The organism is Burkholderiales bacterium (assembly GCA_035560005.1).
Classification (GTDB): domain Bacteria; phylum Pseudomonadota; class Gammaproteobacteria; order Burkholderiales; family Eutrophovitaceae; genus DASRFY01.
Window position 1 is genome coordinate 1 of sequence record DATMAN010000020.1, and the last position, 12331, is coordinate 12331.

11 protein-coding genes are annotated in these 12331 nt (G+C 65.3%); 4 read left to right on the top strand and 7 right to left on the bottom strand.

Features of this window, described 5'->3' with window-relative positions:
* From carB to VNM24_01970, 4 genes are all read right to left on the bottom strand, one after another.
* Positions 1-2792: carbamoyl-phosphate synthase large subunit (gene carB, locus VNM24_01955; protein ID HWQ37362.1), on the bottom strand; the 2792-nt coding region annotated here is incomplete at its 3' end.
* 197 nt (positions 2793-2989) lie between these two features.
* Positions 2990-4135, bottom strand: coding sequence for a glutamine-hydrolyzing carbamoyl-phosphate synthase small subunit (gene carA / locus VNM24_01960; protein ID HWQ37363.1), 1146 nt, complete (start codon positions 4133-4135; stop codon positions 2990-2992).
* Between the two features lie 197 nt (positions 4136-4332).
* Positions 4333-5139: a 4-hydroxy-tetrahydrodipicolinate reductase gene (gene dapB / locus VNM24_01965; GenBank protein ID HWQ37364.1), complete on the bottom strand. Its 807-nt coding sequence runs from the start codon at positions 5137-5139 to the stop codon at positions 4333-4335.
* Positions 5140-5145: 6 nt separating this feature from the next.
* Entirely contained in the window at positions 5146-5490 is a 345-nt protein-coding gene (locus VNM24_01970; protein ID HWQ37365.1) for an outer membrane protein assembly factor BamE, read from the bottom strand.
* Positions 5491-5590: 100 nt separating this feature from the next.
* Between VNM24_01970 and fur the strand changes: the two genes are divergently transcribed.
* Positions 5591-6022: a ferric iron uptake transcriptional regulator gene (fur, locus tag VNM24_01975; GenBank protein ID HWQ37366.1), complete on the top strand. Its 432-nt coding sequence runs from the start codon at positions 5591-5593 to the stop codon at positions 6020-6022.
* Between the two features lie 65 nt (positions 6023-6087).
* On the opposite strand, the gene recN is transcribed toward fur, so the two are convergent.
* Both recN and VNM24_01985 read right to left on the bottom strand, forming a co-directional pair.
* A complete protein-coding gene (recN, locus tag VNM24_01980; protein HWQ37367.1) occupies positions 6088-7746 on the bottom strand; it encodes a DNA repair protein RecN in 1659 nt (552 codons plus the stop codon).
* A 29-nt stretch (positions 7747-7775) separates the two neighbouring features.
* Positions 7776-8645: an NAD kinase gene (locus VNM24_01985; protein ID HWQ37368.1), complete on the bottom strand. Its 870-nt coding sequence runs from the start codon at positions 8643-8645 to the stop codon at positions 7776-7778.
* Positions 8646-8755: 110 nt separating this feature from the next.
* Between VNM24_01985 and hrcA the strand changes: the two genes are divergently transcribed.
* Together hrcA and hemH are read left to right on the top strand one after the other, a co-directional pair.
* Positions 8756-9775: a heat-inducible transcriptional repressor HrcA gene (gene hrcA / locus VNM24_01990; GenBank protein ID HWQ37369.1), complete on the top strand. Its 1020-nt coding sequence runs from the start codon at positions 8756-8758 to the stop codon at positions 9773-9775.
* A 52-nt stretch (positions 9776-9827) separates the two neighbouring features.
* The gene (gene hemH, locus VNM24_01995; GenBank protein ID HWQ37370.1) at positions 9828-10937 is read left to right on the top strand and encodes a ferrochelatase; all 1110 of its coding nucleotides are present in this window, start codon (positions 9828-9830) and stop codon (positions 10935-10937) included.
* A 53-nt stretch (positions 10938-10990) separates the two neighbouring features.
* Here hemH and VNM24_02000 read toward each other — a convergent pair whose 3' ends face one another.
* Complete coding sequence (locus tag VNM24_02000) at positions 10991-11563, bottom strand: DUF922 domain-containing protein (GenBank protein HWQ37371.1); 573 nt, start codon at positions 11561-11563, stop codon at positions 10991-10993.
* A 153-nt stretch (positions 11564-11716) separates the two neighbouring features.
* On the opposite strand from VNM24_02000, the gene grpE reads away from it, so the two are divergent.
* Positions 11717-12277, top strand: a complete 561-nt coding sequence (grpE, locus tag VNM24_02005) for a nucleotide exchange factor GrpE (GenBank protein ID HWQ37372.1) — start codon at positions 11717-11719, stop codon at positions 12275-12277.
* Positions 12278-12331 lie beyond the last annotated feature (54 nt).

The window sequence follows — 12331 nt, forward strand, 5'->3', positions numbered from 1 at the left end:
ACGCCCGCCGCGAGCTGCGACTTCACGAACGCCTCGCCGAAGGTTTCGCCGACACCCATGACTTCCCCCGTCGACTTCATTTCCGGACCGAGAATGGTGTCCACGCCCGGGAACTTGATGAAGGGGAACACCGCCTCCTTGACCGAGTAATAGGGCGGGACGACTTCTCCGTCAAGACCCTGGGCCGCCAGACTCTTGCCCACCATGCAGCGCGCGGCGATCTTGGCGAGCGCCAGCCCTGTGGCCTTCGACACGTAGGGCACGGTGCGCGATGCGCGCGGATTGACCTCGAGCACGTAGACCGTACCGTCCTGTATCGCGTACTGCACGTTCATGAGCCCCACCACGTTCAGGGCCCCGGCCATCGCGATGGTCTGACGGCGCAACTCCTCCTGCAGCGCCCGCGACAGGCTGAACGGCGGCAGCGAACAGGCCGAGTCGCCGGAATGCACGCCGGCCTGCTCGATGTGCTCCATGATGCCTCCGATCAGCACGCGATTTCCGTCGGCCACCGCGTCGACGTCGACCTCGATCGCGTCGTTGAGAAAGTGATCGAGCAGCACCGGGCTGTCGTTTGACACCTTCACCGCTTCACGCATGTAGCGTTCGAGATCGGCCTGCTGATGCACGATCTCCATGGCGCGCCCGCCCAGCACGTAGGAAGGACGCACGACCAGCGGATAGCCGATCTCTTCCGCGAGCGCCAGTGCGGCTTCGGGGTTGCGCGCGGTGCGGTTGCGCGGCTGTTTCAGTCCCAGGTCGTTGAGCATCTTCTGGAAGCGCTCGCGGTCCTCCGCGCAGTCGATCATGTCCGGGCTCGTGCCGATGATGGGTACCCCGTTCGCCTCCAGGTCGCGCGCGAGCTTCAGCGGGGTCTGGCCGCCGAACTGCACGATTACCCCTTCGGGCTTCTCCACGCGCACGACCTCCAGCACGTCCTCGAGCGTCAGCGGCTCGAAGTACAGGCGGTCGGAGGTGTCATAGTCGGTCGAGACAGTCTCGGGATTGCAATTGACCATGATGGTCTCGAACCCGTCCTCGCGCAGCGCCAGTGCGGCGTGCACGCAGCAGTAATCGAACTCGATGCCCTGGCCGATGCGATTGGGGCCGCCGCCCAGCACCATGATCTTTCTGCGCTTGCTGGGGCGCGCCTCACACTCCTCTTCGTAGGTCGAGTACATGTAGGCGGTGCGGGTGTCGAACTCGGCCGCGCAGGTGTCCACCCGCTTGTAGACCGGGTGCACGGTTAGCGCCCAGCGCCGGGCGCGCACCGCATCCTGCGTGGCGCCGAGCAGTCTTGCCAGCCGGCGATCGGAAAAACCCTTGCGCTTGAGGGCCAGCATTTGTTCCCGGCTGAGGTCGCCCAGATGCCGGCCCGCCAGCGCCTTTTCCTCCCGTACGATGTCCTCGATCTGCGCCAGGAACCAGGGATCGATGTGAGTCAGCGCGTGCGCCTCCTCTACGGTCATGCCGACGCGAAAGCCGTCCGCAAGGTAAAGCAGCCGCTCCGGCCCGGGCTCGGCGAGCTCGGTCTCGATCGCCTTGCGGTCGGCGGTCTTCTCGTCGAAACCGTCGATCCCGGTCTCCAGGCCGCGTAACGCCTTGTGCACCGACTCCTGAAAGGTGCGGCCGATCGCCATCACCTCGCCGACCGATTTCATCTGCGTGGTCAAGTGCGGGTCGGCCTGCGGAAATTTCTCGAAGGCGAAGCGGGGAACCTTGGTAACCACGTAGTCGATGGTCGGTTCGAACGAAGCCGGAGTCGCTCCGCCGGTAATCTCGTTTCGCAGCTCGTCGAGCGTATAACCGGCTGCGAGCTTGGCCGCCACCTTGGCGATCGGGAAGCCGGTCGCCTTGGAGGCAAGCGCCGAGGAGCGCGACACCCGGGGATTCATTTCAATGACGACCATGCGTCCGTCGGCGGGATTGATCGCGAACTGCACGTTGGACCCGCCGGTGTCGACCCCGATCTCGCGCAGTACCGCGATCGATGCGTCGCGCATGATCTGGTACTCCTTGTCGGTCAGCGTCTGCGCCGGCGCCACCGTAACCGAATCACCGGTATGGATGCCCATCGGGTCGAGGTTCTCGATCGAGCAGACGATGATGCAGTTGTCGTTGCGGTCGCGCACCACCTCCATCTCGAACTCTTTCCAGCCGATCACCGATTCCTCGATCAGCACCTCGTGCGTGGGCGAGGCGTCCAGGCCGCGCTCGACGATAGCAACGAACTCCTCCTTGTTGTAGGCGATGCCCCCGCCGGTGCCCCCCAGCGTGAAGGACGGGCGGATGATGGCGGGATAGCCGATGGTGGCCTGGACCTGCAGCGCCTCCTCCATGCTGTGCGCGATCATCGAGCGCGGGCTTGCCAGCCCGATCCGGGTCATCGCCGCCTTGAACTTCTCCCGGTCCTCGGCCTTGTCGATCGCCTCTCGGCTGGCGCCAATCATCTCCACGCCGTGTTTCTGCAATACGCCCTGCCGAGCCAGATCGAGCGCGCAGTTGAGGGCGGTCTGACCACCCATGGTGGGCAGCAATGCGTCCGGCCGTTCGATCTCGATCACCTTCTCGATCATCTGCCAGGTGATGGGTTCGACGTAGGTGACGTCCGCCATCTCCGGGTCGGTCATGATGGTCGCCGGATTGGAATTGACCAGGATGACCCGATAACCCTCCTCGCGCAGCGCCTTGCAAGCCTGGGCGCCGGAATAGTCGAACTCGCACGCCTGGCCGATCACGATGGGACCGGCGCCGATGATCAGGATGCTCTCGATGTCAGTGCGCTTGGGCATCCAACCGACTCTCACAACCGAGACACAGAGGCACAGAGTGGATCGAAAAGCGAAGGACAAAGGCACAAGGAAAAAACACCCCGTCGCGACCAGGAATCCGCACAGGCGCTACCTGCCTGCGACGGACCGGGCGCTCCTTGCATGCGGCGGTTCACTTTTCCGAGCTTCTCCATGTCTCTTGCATGTGTGGTTCTCGCCTATCTGTGCGGCTTGTGCTCGTCCATCAGCCTCACGAAACGATCGAACAGATAGTCCACATCGTGCGGTCCGGGGCTTGCTTCCGGATGGCCCTGAAAGCAGAAGGCGGGCTTGTCGGTGCGCGCGAAGCCCTGCAGGCTGCCGTCGAACAGCGACACGTGCGTCACGCGCGCCTGCGGCGGCAGGCTCGCCGCGTCGACCGCGAAGCCGTGGTTCTGGCTGGTGATCACCACGCGCCCGGTATCGAGGTCATGCACCGGATGGTTCGCGCCGTGATGTCCGAACTTCATCTTCAGCGTGCGCGCTCCGCTCGCCAGTCCGAGCAGTTGATGTCCCAAGCAGATGCCGAAGACCGGCATGTTCACGTCGAGCAGCTTGCGAATCGCCCGCACCGCGTAGTCGCAGGGTTCGGGGTCGCCGGGGCCGTTGGACAGGAACACGCCGTCTGGCTTCATTGCCAGCACCTCGTCGACCGGAGTCTGCGCGGGCACCACCGTGACGCGGCAGCCGCGCGCGGCCAGCTTGCGCAGAATGTTGCGCTTGACCCCGTAGTCATAGGCCACCACATGGCGCGTGGCGACGTCGCCTTTGCCGTAGCCTTGACCGAGCGCCCACTCGGTTTCGCTCCACTCGTAGGGCTTGCCGCAGCTGACCACTCTGGCGAGATCCATTCCCGAAAGCCCGGGAAAGGCTCGGGCCTGCGCCAGGGCGAATGCCTCGTCGATCCTGCCGGCCATGAGGCAGCCGTTCTGCGCCCCCCGGTCGCGCAGAAGGCGGGTCAGCCTGCGCGTGTCGATGCCGGCGATGGCGGGCACGCCCTGAGCGCGCAGGTACTCGGCAAGATCGGCGCTCCTGCGGAAGTTGCTGGCCCGCACCGGCGGCTCGCGGATCACCAGCCCCGATGCATAGATCCTGTCCGATTCCACGTCCTCCGCGTTCACGCCGGTGTTGCCGATGTGCGGATAGGTGAGCGTGACGATCTGCCGGCAGTAGGAAGGATCGGTCAGTATTTCCTGGTAGCCGGTCATCGCGGTGTTGAACACCACTTCGCCGACCATGTGGGTCGCCGCCCCGAACGACGCGCCCCGGAAAACCGTGCCGTCCGCGAGGACCAAGACGGCAGGCTCCTGATTGAGGGCGGACACGAAAACTCCCGGCGTGCGATTGGACGACCAGATACGGAAAGCGGGAGGGGCGCACCCCTCCCGCTCGGCAAACTATGAAATTATAGCCGCCGCCCGCGCGCGCTTCAACGCCGGGGCTTCTGGCTCGCGCTGCTGCAGGGCGCGAACATCCGCGTGTCCCGCGGCCGCAGTCTTTTCCTGCTCAATGCACCAACGGGCTAGCGAAGCCCCAAGACATCCTGCATGTCGAACAGGCCGGCCTTCTTGTCCGCAAGAAACCTGGCGGCCCGCAGGGCGCCCAGCGCAAAGGTCGCCCGGCTCGAAGCCTTATGGACGATCTCGATGCGTTCGCCGATTCCGGCGAACAGTGCGGTGTGATCCCCCACGATGTCGCCTCCGCGGACCGTGGCAAATCCGATGGTGGAAGCCTTGCGCTCTCCCGTCACGCCCTCGCGGCCGTAGACCGCATGCGACTTCAGATCGCGCCCCAGAGTTCGCGCGATGACTTCGCCCATGCGCAGCGCCGTGCCCGAAGGCGCATCGACCTTGTGGCGGTGATGCGCCTCAATGATCTCGACGTCGTACCCTTCGGCCAGCACGGCGGCCGCGGTCTCCAGCAGCTTGAACACCAGGTTGACACCCACGCTCATGTTGGGTGCCATCACGATCGCGATGCGCTCGGCCGCCTGCGCGATGCGCTGCTTTTGCTCCGGGTTGAACCCGGTCGTGCCAATCACCATGCGCGCGCCGTGACTGATGCAGGACTCCAGGTGCCGCAGGGTGCCTTCGGGACGCGTAAAGTCGATGAGGACGTCGCACCCCCGCAGGGCCGCCTCAAGGTCGGCGCCAATCGCCACGCCATTGGGAGAGCCGATGAGCTCGCCGGCGTCCTTGCCGAGCAGCGGGCAGTCGCGGCGCTCCAGCGCCGCGTGCAGCCGCAGGTCGGCGGACTGCGCAAGCGCCTCGAGCAGCGCTCGCCCCATCCTGCCGGTGGCTCCGGCCACGGTGATCCGCAAGGGCGCCATGTCCGGCTAGGGCTTCGCCGCTTCGGTGGGCGCGCGGGACAGCGCGCTTGGCACGGCGTCGCCTTCGATGCGAACCAGCCGGTCCTCCTCGAATACCACCGTGATGCGCCGTTCGCGCCTGACGTCACCGGCGCGCCCGGTCAGATAGACGTAATCCCAGCGCTGCGGATGAAACGGATCGGCAATGAGCGGCGTGCCCAGGATGAAGCGCACCTGGGACCTGCTCATCTCTGGCTTGAGTCGTTCGATCATCTTCTGGTCGACGTAGTTGCCCTGTTGCATTTCGATCTTGTGCGGTACGAGGAAGCAACCGCCGAGTAGGAGCAAGACGACGACGGCGAATCGGTGCATGGCTAGCGAGTCCGGTCGATATCCGCGCGCCTCGCGCGGTTTCCAAGGAAAATCAAAGCCGATATGATAGTTGACCTCGCCACTGATGTCAGTCCTGGCCATGAGCACTCCGCAAGATCTGAAGAGCATCGGACTGAAAGCCACGCTGCCGCGACTGAAGATCCTGAACCTGTTCGAGACGAGCAAGGAGCGGCACCTGACCGCCGAGGACGTCTACAAGGTGCTGCTCGGCGAAGGCATGGAAATCGGTCTCGCGACCATCTATCGCGTGCTCACGCAGTTCGAGCAAGCGGGATTGCTCACGCGTCATCACTTCGAAAGCGGCAAGGCGGTCTTCGAGCTCAATCAAGGCGGCCATCACGATCATCTGGTGTGCGTGCTCTGCGGCCACGTCGAGGAGTTCTTCGACGCCGAAATCGAGCGCCGGCAGATCAAGATCGCCAAGGAGCGGGGCTTCAACATCCAGGAGCACTCGCTGCAGATCTACGCCGAGTGCATCCGACCCAACTGCCCCAACAAGCCGAAGGCGTGAGGCATCGGGCCCAAGCGGCGTGAGGGGCGAAGATCGACAGGCCGAAGGCCTCTCGTCCCCTCCGTTTACGCCTTCATTCCCAGCATCTCCTCGGCGTGCCTGCGCGTAGTCTCGGTGATCTTGACCCCGCCCAGCATGCGGGCGATCTCTTCCACGCGGGCGGGCGCGTCCAGCACCGTGACGCTGCTCGCCACGCCCCCGGGTACCGCGCGCTTTGCAACCCGCCACTGATGATCGGCCGCGGCGGCCACTTGCGGCAGGTGCGTGACGCACATGACCTGATGGCTGCGTCCGAGCGCCTTGAGCATGCGCCCCACGATCTCCGCCACCCCTCCGCCGATGCCGACGTCGACTTCGTCGAAGACCAGCGTGGGAACCCGTGCAACCTGGCTGGTCACGGTCTGGATCGCCAGCGAGATCCGCGACAGCTCGCCGCCTGAAGCGACCTTGGCAAGCGGGCGCGGCGCAACGCCGGGGTGCGCAGCGACCAGGAATTCAACCTCTTCGGTCCCGTAGGCCGCGCCCTCCTCCAGCGGCGTCAGGGCGATCTCGAACCTGCCCCCCTTCATCGCCAGTCGCTGCATCGCTTCGCTGACCTTGTCCGACAGCTCGTCCGCGGCACGGGCCCGCACCGCACCGAGCCGCCCGGCGGCCGCGAGATAGGTGCTCTTCAGCTGCGCTTCGCGCCGTGCGGCCGCGTCCGGGTTCAGACGCGTGTCGAGTTCGCGCAGGCGGTCGGAGGCTCGCTGCAGCATTTGCGGAAGGTCTTGAGGCGCCGTGCGGTACTTGCGCGCCGCCGCGTGAATCGCCTCGATCCGGGATTCGACTTCGCGCAGGCGCCGCGGGTCGAGTTCCAGCCGCTGCTGATAGCGGCGCAGCGCGTAGACCGCCTCCTGGAGCTGGATCTGCGCGCCGGCCACGCCCTCCAGCACCTCCTTCAATGTCTGATCGTATTGCAGCAGCGCCTTCAGCCGGCTCTGCGCGCCCGCGATGGACGCCAGCGCCGACACCTCATCCTCGGACAATGCCTGCAACGCGGATTCCGCGCCCTCGATCAGGCTGGCGGCGTGCGCGAGCCGGCGGTGCTCCTGATTCAGCTCGTCCCATTCCTCGGGCCGGAAATTGAGCGCGGAGAGCTCCCCGACCTGCCACTCGAGCTGTTCGCGCTCGCGCGCTGCGCCCGCGGCGTCGCTCTCCGCCGACTGGCGCGCCTGTTTCGCCGACTGCCAGGCACGCCAGGCATCGGCCACTTCCACGGCGAGCGCCGTCGCACCCGCGTACCGATCGAGCAGCTCGCGCTGCTGCACGGGCCGCAACAGCGACTGGTGGGCGTGCTGACCGTGGATGTCGACCAGGTATTCGCCGATATCCTTCAGTTGCTGGACAGTGGCGGGGCGGCCGTTCACATACGCACGCGAGCGTCCGCCGCTGTCGATCACCCTGCGCAGCAGGCACAGCCCATCCTGCGCCAAATCGTTTTCCTCCAGGTAGCCGCGCAGGGCAGCGTTGCGTTCGATCGTGAACTCGGCGGCCACTTCGGCCTTTTCGCACCCCTCGCGCACCAGGCCGCTTTCGGCGCGCTCGCCGAGCACGGCTGCCAGCGCCTCGATCAGGATCGACTTGCCGGCGCCAGTCTCGCCAGTGAGCACGGTGAACCCCCTGCCGAACTCCAGGTCCAGCCGTTCGACGATGACGAAGTCGCGGATGGTGAGGCTGCGCAGCATGCGATGGCGTTATCCTGCGGTGCCGACCCTCACAGGGTCTCGGACCAGTGCAGTTTCTCGCGCAGCATGTGGTAGTAGTCATGGTCCGGCGGGTGCAGCAGCCGGATCGGATGCGGACAGCGGCGCACGATGACCTTGTCGCGCTCCTTCAGTTCGAAGTGGGAATGACTGTCGAAATGCACGCGGGCATCCGCCCCCTTGTGCACGGTGATTTCGACCGCGGCATCCGGGCCGACGACGATCGGCCGGTTGGACAGCGTGTGGGGAGAGACGGGCACCAGCGCGATCAGGTTCAGGCTCGGGTGCAGGATGGGGCCGCCGGAGGACAGCGCGTAGGCGGTCGAGCCGGTCGGACTGGCCACGATCAGGCCGTCGGACCTCAGGTTGTAGACGAAGCAGCCGTCGATGCGAACCTCGATTTCGATCAGACTGCCTTCCGCGCCCTTGTTCACCGCGACGTCGTTGAACGCAAGCACCCGCTGGGTCGTCTGCGACCCGCTCACCACTTCCGACTGGAGCAGCATGCGCCGCTCGGTGATGAACTTGCCCGCGAGCATCGAGCCGAGGCTTTCGAACATGGTCTCGATCGACAAGTCGGTCAGGAATCCCAGCCTGCCCTGGTTCACCCCCACCAGCGCCACGTCGTAGGGCGCGAGCGTGCGCGCGATGTTGAGCATGGTGCCGTCGCCGCCGATGACGATCGCCAGTTCGGCGCGCTGCCCGATCTGCTCGAGGGGGAGCACTTCGTATCGGTTTCTGCCGATATGCGCGGCGGTGAGCGGGTCCAGCATCACGTGCACGCCCCGCTGCTCGAGAAAGGCGGCGAGCTTGAGCAGCGGCTCGGCGATCTCCGGGCTCTTGTACTTGCCAATCAGGGCGACCTGCTGAAACTGGCTCATCGCACGGGAATTAAAGCACATTTCCCTGGGCGCCAGCCGCGCCCGGGAACGCTTGGCCGCGCCTCGTGTCCGACCGCCTCGGAGCCCCAAAAGGTTTGTAGAATTGAAGCATGTTGAGCGAACGCGCCAGAATCCTGCTCAAGACCCTGGTCGAGCGTTACATCGCCGAGGGCCAGCCCGTCGGATCGCGGGCCCTGGCCAGGTTCTCGGGACTGGACCTGAGCCCGGCCACTATCCGCAACATCATGGCCGACCTGGAAGACATGGGCTTCATCGCCAGCCCGCACACTTCCGCCGGTCGGGTGCCGACCCCGCGTGGCTATCGCTACTTCATCGACACGCTGCTCACGGTCAAGCCCCTCGATCAGGTGGAGATCCACCAGCTGGAAGAACAGCTCCAGGCCGACAACACGCAGCGCCTGGTGGTCTCCGCCTCCCATCTGCTGTCGGATTTGACCAAGTTTGCCGGCGTGGTGATGACGCCGCGCAGGCGCTCCGCGGCCTTCCGCCACATCGAGTTCCTGAATCTGTCCGACCGCCGCATCCTGCTGATCATCGTGACTCCGGAAGGCGACGTGCAGAATCGCATCATCGCCACCGATCGGGCTTACTCTTCGTCGGAACTGACCGAGGCGGCAAACCTCCTCAACCAGAACTACGCCGGCTTGACCTTCGAGGAGATCAGGCCGCGCCTGCAGCAGGAGCTCAAGGAGCTGCGCGAGAACATGGTGCAGCTGATGACGCGCGCGCTGGAAATCGGCACCGAGGCGGCCAGCCGCTCGGACGACGCCTATGTGCTGTCCGGCGAGGGCAACCTGCTGCAGGTGCAGGATCTGTCGTCGAACATGCAGAGCCTGCGCAAGCTCTTCGAGTTGTTCGAACAGAAGACCAGTCTGCTGCAACTGCTCGATCTGAGCACCCGCGCCCAGGGCGTGCAGATCTTCATCGGTGGCGAATCCGGCCTAGTGCCGCTGGACGACTGCAGCATCGTGACCGCACCCTACGAAGCCGACGGGCAGGTCGTCGGCACCCTCGGGGTGATCGGCCCCACGCGCATGGCCTATGAGCGTGTGATCCCGATCGTCGACATCACTGCGCGGCTCCTGTCCAGCGCGCTGTCACAGCATTGAAGCGCCGCCCATCGCCGGCTCCACGCGCCGCCCCCTGCGGGCCTTGCGCCTGATGTTTTCGCAGTTTCACCCGGAACCGAAGCACCAGCACGGCGCGCTGCCCAAGGCCGGCATCCTGCTCGTCAACCTCGGCACGCCGCAGGCACCCACGCCCGCCGCGTTGAAGCGCTACCTGAAGGAGTTCCTGTGGGACCCGCGCGTGGTGGAAATTCCGCGCGTGTTCTGGTGGCCGATCCTGCATGGATTGGTCTTGCGCAGGCGCCCGCGAGAGTCGGCCCGCAAGTACGCGAAGATCTGGACTTCCGAAGGCTCGCCGCTGAAGGTCCACACGGAAAAGCAGGCGACGCTCCTGCGCGGCTACCTCGGGGAACGGATCAAGACGCCGCACGCGGTCCAGTGGGCGATGCGCTACGGGGAACCCTCGATCCCGGCCGTCCTGAAGAGCCTGCGTGAACTAGGCTGTGACCGCATCCTGGTGGTGCCGCTCTATCCTCAATATTCCGCCAGCACCACGGGCAGCGTATTCGTCGCCGTGGCACAGTTTCTGGCCGCCACGCGGAACATGCCGGCATTGCGCTTCGTCAAGCACTTTCACGATCACCCGGCCTACATTGCAGCGCTCGCCAGGCAGGTGAACGACTACTGGGTAACGCACGGCCGTCCGGACAAGCTGGTTCTGTCCTTTCACGGCGTGCCGCGTTTCACGCTGGATCGAGGTGATCCGTATCACTGCGAGTGCCAGAAGACCGCCCGCCTGCTGGCCGAAGAGCTGGGGCTGAAGCCGGATGCGTGGGTGCTGAGCTTCCAGTCGCGCTTCGGACGGGCGCGCTGGCTGGAGCCCTATACGATCGATGTGGTGCGAGAACTCGGGAGGCGCAAGACCGGGCGCGTCGACGTCTTCTGCCCAGGCTTCGTGTCTGATTGCCTCGAGACCCTGGAAGAAATCGGCATCGAGAACAAGACCGCCTTCCTCAGCGCGGGCGGCGCGCAGTTCCACCTCATCCCCTGTCTGAACGAGCGTCATGAGTGGATCCAGGCACTGGCCCGCATCGTGGCGGAGAATCTGTCCGGCTGGGCATCGACCGAGTTTGACTCCGCTGCAGCAAAGCGCGCAGCCGAACTGGCGCGCAGCCGAGCACTGTCGCTTGGCGCCAAGAGCTGACCGACCCGATAGTCCGAACCGTCCGACCCCTGCGCCGCCGAGCCGGCAAGATCCTAGATCAGAGTAGCGCCCTGCTTGCGGCCGTATTCGGTCTTGCGGTCGTACGCTTCGGTCACTTTCAGGTACTTGTTCAGGAGCGCCTCGCCGATCCGATTGGCTTCCTCGGTCAGCGCTTCGCAGGTCTTGGCTGGCGCTGCGCCTCGCAAGACCGTCTCGATCTCGCGACCGGCCCGAAGGGCCTGTTCCTTGTGGAAATCGTGGTAACGCTCGACCGCATCCACGAACCGCCTCCAGCGTTCGCGCAACTGGCGGGCAGCGCGTATTTCCCCTCGCCAGCGCGGACGCACGCTGCTCACCGTGACCGCCACAGCAACCTCCTCCAGCCTGCACACGCCATCCTGCATCTTGTGGCGGAATTTCCATTGCACCTCCCAGCGGGTGCGGCTCGGGTGGCGTTTGCCATCCTGACCGAGCGGTCCTTTCTGGTTGATCTGCTCGCTCAGGACCACGGCGGAGCTTCCGTCGATGTAGTAATAGCCGGCCTGCTCGCGCAGCAGCGGCTCGCTTTGCGCGGTCAGCGGTTGCAAGAGCACTGCCAGAATGGCGGTGATCAGTCGGGTCTGCATGCGGAAACGTCGAGACGACGGGGAAGGGTTCGAAGTGCCTTAGTATACGGCCCGCGTCGTGCCCCCTTTTCGCTCGGATTCGGTGGTCCGGGGGTTGAAACCCGGCCCCTTGTCCCCATAAACAATGAGCACGTGTTCGTTCTGGAGGAGTACATGCAGGACCAGGAACAACAAGCGGTGATCCAGCCGGCCGCACCCGCCGCTCCGGAGCCGCGCGAAGCCGCCAGTGAGGCGCAAGTCGCGGAGGCGATGCCGAGCCTGGAACAGCTGCTCAAGCAGGCCGAGCTCGCGGCCCAGGAACACCACGACGCCTGGCTGCGCGCCAAGGCGGAAGCCGACAACATCCGCAAACGGGCGCAGACCGAAGTGGCCAACGCCCAGAAGTACGCGATCGAGGCATTCGCGGCGCAACTGCTCGCGGTGCGCGACAGCCTGGAAGCGGCACTTGCGGTCCAGAATGCCACGATCGAGTCACTGAAAGCCGGCGTGGAGTTGACGCTGAAACAGCTCAACTCGGCATTCGAGCGTTTCAATCTCAAGGAAATCAACCCCTTGGGCGAGAAGCTGGACCCTCACAAGCACCAGGCGATGAACGTCATCGAGGCGGATGCGCCAGCCAATACGGTCGTGGCCGTGCTCCAGAAGGGCTATCAACTCCATGATCGCGTGATCCGCCCGGCCTTGGTGACCGTGGCCAAAGGCAAGGACGCTTGAAACCCGGAGCAGGCGCCCTAACCTAGCGCTGCAACGGAAAAATTCCACCGAGAA

Bases quoted from the DNA above. Each gene is read 5' to 3' on its own strand.
- dapB (HWQ37364.1), bottom strand. From the start codon at position 5,139: ATGGCGCCCTTGCGGATCACCGTGGCCGGAGCCACCGGCAGGATGGGG.
- VNM24_01970 (HWQ37365.1), bottom strand. From the start codon at position 5,490: ATGCACCGATTCGCCGTCGTCGTCTTGCTCCTACTCGGCGGTTGCTTC.
- fur (HWQ37366.1), top strand. From the start codon at position 5,591: ATGAGCACTCCGCAAGATCTGAAGAGCATCGGACTGAAAGCCACGCTG.
- recN (HWQ37367.1), bottom strand. From the start codon at position 7,746: ATGCTGCGCAGCCTCACCATCCGCGACTTCGTCATCGTCGAACGGCTG.
- VNM24_01985 (HWQ37368.1), bottom strand. From the start codon at position 8,645: ATGAGCCAGTTTCAGCAGGTCGCCCTGATTGGCAAGTACAAGAGCCCG.
- hrcA (HWQ37369.1), top strand. From the start codon at position 8,756: ATGTTGAGCGAACGCGCCAGAATCCTGCTCAAGACCCTGGTCGAGCGT.
- hemH (HWQ37370.1), top strand. From the start codon at position 9,828: ATGTTTTCGCAGTTTCACCCGGAACCGAAGCACCAGCACGGCGCGCTG.
- VNM24_02000 (HWQ37371.1), bottom strand. From the start codon at position 11,563: ATGCAGACCCGACTGATCACCGCCATTCTGGCAGTGCTCTTGCAACCG.
- grpE (HWQ37372.1), top strand. From the start codon at position 11,717: ATGCAGGACCAGGAACAACAAGCGGTGATCCAGCCGGCCGCACCCGCC.